Origin of the sequence: Vibrio nigripulchritudo ATCC 27043, from assembly GCF_000222685.1 — a bacterium.
GTDB lineage: Bacteria > Pseudomonadota > Gammaproteobacteria > Enterobacterales > Vibrionaceae > Vibrio > Vibrio nigripulchritudo.
In genome coordinates this window covers 1-1,365 of record NZ_AFWJ01000206.1, presented here as the reverse complement: position 1 = coordinate 1,365, position 1,365 = coordinate 1, and the positions used below count along the sequence as shown (strand labels likewise).

Annotated in this window: 2 protein-coding genes and 1 pseudogene; 2 read left to right on the top strand and 1 reads right to left on the bottom strand. The window is 43.2% G+C overall.

Annotated features, from left to right (window positions below; all coding sequences use genetic code 11):
• Together RH89_RS15155 and RH89_RS15150 are read left to right on the top strand one after the other, a co-directional pair.
• Positions 1-279, top strand: a pseudogene (locus tag RH89_RS15155) (exopolyphosphatase); the annotation flags it as partial.
• Positions 280-400: 121 nt separating this feature from the next.
• The gene (locus RH89_RS15150; RefSeq protein ID WP_004403717.1) at positions 401-919 is read left to right on the top strand and encodes an NUDIX hydrolase; all 519 of its coding nucleotides are present in this window, start codon (positions 401-403) and stop codon (positions 917-919) included.
• Between the two features lie 38 nt (positions 920-957).
• On the opposite strand, the gene RH89_RS15145 is transcribed toward RH89_RS15150, so the two are convergent.
• Positions 958-1,365 (bottom strand): ATP-binding protein (locus RH89_RS15145; RefSeq protein WP_004403716.1); only part of this gene is annotated, 408 nt, incomplete at its 5' end.

Below are 1,365 nucleotides of genomic sequence, written 5' to 3'. Positions count from 1 at the left end.
AACGAAGATGTTATTTATGCTGGTAACCGTTTCTTAATCTACGCGCTTTATCCGCAGTGTAATATCTCGATTCATAAAATGTGGGGTTTCCAGAAGCAAAACATTGTTTTCGCGACAGGTAAATCCATTTTTGATCGTGGCTCAAAAACCAATGTTGGTGAATTGATGCTGAAATACGGCGGCGGTGGTCACCAGGCAGCAGGTACCTGTCAGATTACCATCGACAGCGCTGACGCAGTTCAACAGGAATTGATCGAAACCATTAATGCTGATGGTTAATTTCCGGCGAACCGAATGCCTTTAAGCTAACTGGATACATGAAAAGCTCTGCAAATTGCGGAGCTTTTCTTTTCTAATAGGTCGTTATACTTCTCGCTCCTTATCCAAACCGCAGCAGTATATGAGACACCTTAAGACAACCGTTCACCCAGATATTGGTCACCTAGACGATAAGAAGATTGTTAACCGAAATGCCGCACGAGCAATTGTGCTGAAAGGAGACGACATTCTTATGCTCTATACCGAGCGGTATCACGACTACACCATACCCGGTGGTGGTCTGGATGAAGGTGAAGACATCATCGCAGGCATGATACGTGAACTGGAAGAGGAAACGGGTGCTCAGAACATTCGGGATATCAAGCCATTTGGCATCTATGAAGAGTTCCGTCCGTGGTACAAAGACGATGCTGATGTCATACACATGATCTCTTATTGCTATACGTGCAATATTGATAGTGAGTTGGGTGATACACGCTACGAAGATTACGAAATTAAAAACGGCATGAAGGCAGTTTGGATTAACATTCACGACGCTATTGCCCACAATGAAAAAACCATGGCGGAAAGTGATAAGAAAGGCATGAGCATTGAGAGAGAAACCTTTCTTCTTCACTTGATAGCAAAAGAAAAACTTTAAAAAAAACGCTGCTGAATGCAGCGTTTTTTCGTTCAAACTTAGGCAACCAAATCTTCAGATTCTTTGATAGGAATACGGATCTCGAACAGAGAATGCCCCTTATGGCTGATTTTCCCTTCTAAAGAAAATGAGACCAGGTTTTCAGCAATGTTTAACCCTAAACCCGTGTGCCCTTTAATTCTGGCGGTTGAATAGAAAGGGGAGAACACCTGTTTACTGTGAGTTTCGCTGATCCCTTTTCCGGTATCCTGATACTGAATGTACAGGTCATCTCTTAAGTACAGAGAAATACTTATTGATCGAACCGTATCGGAATCGTGAAAGGCGTGCGCAATGCTGTTGTCCACGAGTTCAGATAAGACCTGAACCAGTGCATTTGCCCGATAACTGGTTTCAAATCCCTTTGGAAGATTGTTATCGAGTGTCAGAGATATCCCCTGCTTGGT